Annotated in this window: 4 protein-coding genes and 1 pseudogene; all 5 read left to right on the top strand. The window is 56.2% G+C overall.

All coding sequences use genetic code 11. From position 1 onward, the window contains the following. Positions 1 to 643, top strand: a pseudogene (locus AACS18_RS13035) (hypothetical protein); the annotation flags it as partial. Then, the gene (locus tag AACS18_RS13030) at positions 640 to 2508 is read left to right on the top strand and encodes a phage tail tip fiber protein (RefSeq protein WP_108612452.1); all 1869 of its coding nucleotides are present in this window, start codon (positions 640 to 642) and stop codon (positions 2506 to 2508) included. The pseudogene AACS18_RS13035 and the gene AACS18_RS13030, both read left to right, overlap by 4 nt. Beyond that, positions 2505 to 2861 (top strand): hypothetical protein, encoded by a 357-nt coding sequence (locus tag AACS18_RS13025; protein ID WP_108612451.1) that lies wholly within the window; start codon positions 2505 to 2507, stop codon positions 2859 to 2861. The genes AACS18_RS13030 and AACS18_RS13025 overlap by 4 nt, the downstream gene beginning before the upstream one ends. Positions 2862 to 2870: 9 nt before the next feature. Continuing rightward, entirely contained in the window at positions 2871 to 3503 is a 633-nt protein-coding gene (locus tag AACS18_RS13020) for a hypothetical protein (RefSeq protein WP_108612450.1), read from the top strand. A gap of 8 nt (positions 3504 to 3511) precedes the next feature. Next, entirely contained in the window at positions 3512 to 3886 is a 375-nt protein-coding gene (locus AACS18_RS13015; protein WP_108612449.1) for a hypothetical protein, read from the top strand. Positions 3887 to 4077 lie beyond the last annotated feature (191 nt).

Raw genomic sequence — 4077 nt, 5'->3', positions numbered from 1 at the left:
GCAAAAGCTTTCCTCGGTACAGCAGGCCTGTATCAGCAGCCGCTCCATGGTGGCCCTCGATGGTCTGGTGTTGTATGCGTCACCAGATGGGTTGGTCGGGGTCGGCGCCGAGGGTGGTCATGTGGTGACCGAGGGCATTATCACCCGTGCGCAGTGGCAGAAACTGCAGCCCCACACACTTCGTGCCTGGTACAACGAGGGTAAATACGTTGCTCTGACCGATACTCATGGGTTTGTGTTCGATCCTAAATCAGGGGATTTACGCTGGCTCTCCGGTCGCTGGGATGCTGCTGTGCCTGACATGGAGTTGGATGCGCTCATGCTTGCCAAGGAAAACCGCCTGTTCCAGTGGCGGGGTGGAACTCAGCCCTTATCGATGCAATGGCGCTCAAAGGTGTTTGTCTTGCCACCGGGAATGCGCCTGGCAGCAGCACGCTTAATGGGGGAGAACCTTGCCTTGGTAGGCTTTGCCCTTCTGGTGGATGGGAACAAAGTCTTTGAACTCACACCAGGCCAGGTACCGGTTAGCGCTTTTAGATTGCCACCGGTACGTGGCCAACGTTGGCAGGTGGAGGTAACGGGGACCTCAGTGGTGGAGCGGATCCTTCTGGGGGGCAGCATTGCAGAGGTGACTGCATCATGAGCAAGCCGACTTTCCGTGCAAGCAATACGCAGCAGGGCCTGACAGAGAACATGCAGATCCTGACCGGCCAGAAAGGGGACCGTCTGGATAAAGCGTTAACGTTGCGGGAAGCTGTTGGTCTGGGAATGATAAATCTACGGCGTACCGCTAGCGGTTCACTGGTACCAGAGCTCCCCCCAGCCAACAACGTCGATCCGGAGTGGAGCGGTGTTCAGCCGCCCCATGCTCCGGTCAACGTTACAGTAAGCGGCGCATTTCATACCATCGTGCTGACTTGGGATGCCCCGACATATTGGGGGCACGCCTTTGCCGAGGTGTGGCGATCCGAGGATGACAACCTAAGCCATGCAGTCAGGGTTGGGGCGACGCTGGCCAACGTCTATGCCGATGCGGTGGGCAAGGAGTTTGCTGCCTTCTACTGGGTGCGGTTTGTGAACAAGAATGACATGGAGGGCCCTTATCAAGGCACAGAGGGTCTGCATGCCGAGACCAGCCGAGATGTTCAGGACATCTTGGATGAGCTGCAGGGCAAAATCGAGGCAAGCCACCTGGTCCAGTCACTGCTTGAGCCCATACAGCAGGTGCCGCAGCTTTCCAGCAACCTCAACCGGCTTGGTGCCAGTTTTGAGAAAGAAGTCCAAGCACGTACTAATGCTGAGGAGGCATTGGCCAAGAAGATCACGCAAGTTACCGCGGGATTCAAGGAGGGAGATACTCAGCTAGCCGGCCAGATCACCACAGAGGCCCAGGCCAGGGCTTCGGCCGATGGGGCGTTGGGGAAGCGAATTGACACCGTGAACGCCAAGGCGGGCGAGTTAGGGGCAGCTGTCCAGCAACAAAGTCAGGCCATTGCGGAGCTCAAGGGTGGTGCCCAGGCGATGTGGACTGTTAAAGCTAACGCCGGGGACATCACCGCAGGAATAGGACTGGTTGCAAAGGATGATGGCACCAGCCAGGTTGCGCTCTCTGCAAGCCAGGTATTTGTGTTCGACCCAAATAGCGCAACCCCATTGGCGCCGCTGTTTGCTATCGACAATGGTCAGACGGTGATTGCCGAGGCAATTATTCGTAAAGCAACCATCCAGATTATCCATTCTGAGAAAATCACGGCTGATTACATCAAAGCAGGAAGCAGTATTAGCGCCCCGCTTATTACTGGTGGCCAGATCGACATGGGCAACGCCTTTATGGCCGGCGGCGCAGCTGGCTTCGGTAAAGGGGGGCCATATGGTGGCTGGAGCTGGGGGTGGCACACCATCATCTACAGTGATGGCAGCCTGTATACCAACCGCTTACGAGCGGAAGGCGGCTATGTGAAGAACATGGTCATCGGTAACTGCACGATTGAACAAGATTGCATAGTGAAAGGCACCGTCTATGCGGAGCGAATCGTCGGTGATGTGTATGTGGCACGAGATTACGCCTGTGTGACACATGCCAAACAAGCAGGACCTATTGATGTCTGTCGCATCAAAATAAATCAGGCCGTGGGGTTCCCACGCACTCTGACAATCCCTTGGCTTGCGGGTTTGGTAGGGTGTTCAACGACTGCGTCAGGTGGCGGTTCTTCACCTATATCGAGCTCCAATTCCACAACGATGCAGGTGTCGGTGTTGATGGATGGTGAAGTGGTAAAAAACCTCACTGCGGTGGCCGCTGCCTACGCAACCTCTAACCCGTCGCAGGGGCCAGTTACCAATGTTAATGAGGTCGGGGCCTACGTAGGCGATATCACCATTCCAGCTAATCGAGAGCCAGTGATCACAATTCGCATCCAGAGAATTCGTGGTGACGGATGGGTTCGTAGTGACCCATCTCAAAATGGGCGAGTGGTGTTATTCAAACAAGGCGGCTCTTTATCATGACTCATCTTGCTCGCATTGCGCGTGATGTTGGTAACCCAAACTTGATCCGCGATCTTCATAACGCCATCCAAACCAGGGTGGCGTTTTTGTTTGTGCGTGGCAGCGATGGTTTTGTGTTGAAGCCAGTCTCTGAGGCCGGGATCACGGGAGTAGTGGTATGGATTGGTTGGGGGGAGCGAGGAGCTGCGGATCGCCATTTGCCAGAAGTGAAACGCCTTGCGCGGATGATCGGGGCTCGGTGGCTTCGCTTCCATTCAGTGAGAAAAGGGTGGCTGAAAGTGGCGAAACGCCAGGGTTGGCAACGGCGACCCGATGATTCTGATGGGTTCTATGTCTTTCAAATTGACCTGTGAGGTGGGGTGATGGGCAAGGGTGGTTCGAACGAAATCAAGGAAACCGAGGCCCAGAAGGCCGCTGCCGCGGTGGCTTTGGAGCAGTGGGAGATCTACAAGAACGAACTGCAGCAGTACGAAGACTTGTTCATGGACAAGGTTGACGACCTCAACCGGGAGTCTGAGTACGACAACATTGCCGGAATGTCGGCGTTGGGGACAGCTCAAGGATTCGGGGAGGCGCGCAGTGAACTATCGGTTTCATTAGCTGCTCAAGGGGTGGACCCGACGAGTGGAAAGTATCAGGCGCAGATGGATGAATTGGAGACGGAACAAGCCCTAAGCCAGACCGATACAAGTAACCGAGCGCAGTCCAGTCAGCAGGACCGGTATGTGGCGGGGCTCAAGGATGTGGTGAGCATTGGCGCTGGCCAAAAGGCTGAAGCGTTGGCGGGGATGGGGGATTTGGCGAACACCAGCCTTCGCAAGGCAGCCAATGATGCGCAGACCTCGTTTCAAAACAAGATGGCCACGGCCGGGCTCGTTGGAACCCTGGCTGGTGCTGGCACGGCGTATGGGCTCAAGGAGTTCAGGGCTGGTTCTGCGCCAGCAAGTAAGAAGATCAGTCCGACTGCATCCGTGCTTCAGGGCAAGGGGTATTAGGGGGAGCTATGGGGTTTGCCGCAGATACATTCGCTCGCATCACACGTGAGCAGTTCCAGGATTGGAAGAATCGCTTCTACCCCAAGCAGAAGCAGCTGATGGAGCTGGCTACCAATGGACAGTTGATGCGTGACCAGCTTGGAAGGGTGGATGCGAATAATGCCAATGCCTTGCGTTCAGCCCAGCAGGCTACGGCAAACCGTAACGCCCGCATGGGGGTGAGTAGCAATGCCAGCGACAACAGTCAGAGTTTACGCATAGCGTTGATGACCGCAGGCACTGAAAACGGTTTGCGTGAGCAGGAGCTGGCTCGCCAAATGGGGATTTTGACCGGTGCTGATGCTGGTTTGCGTGAGTCACTTAAAACCGGGGGAGGCATGTAATGGGGTACGGACTACTTGATCTCGGTGCTCAGGCGCGGCAGCAGGGGATGATGGGGCTGCGTGATGCAGCAAACCGAGAGTCGGAGATAGAGGTCGCCAACAAAAGTCTGAAGACCGCTCGTAGGGGGCAGTCAATGAGTGCAGTGGGGGCCGGAGCCGGTATAGGCACGATGGTTATGCCAGGTCTGGGG

Source organism: Aeromonas sp. HMWF015, assembly GCF_963878965.1.
GTDB classification, from domain to species: Bacteria; Pseudomonadota; Gammaproteobacteria; order Enterobacterales; family Aeromonadaceae; genus Aeromonas; species Aeromonas veronii.
Note: the sequence above shows the minus strand (reverse complement) of the source record. Positions and strands in the feature narration are given on the sequence as shown.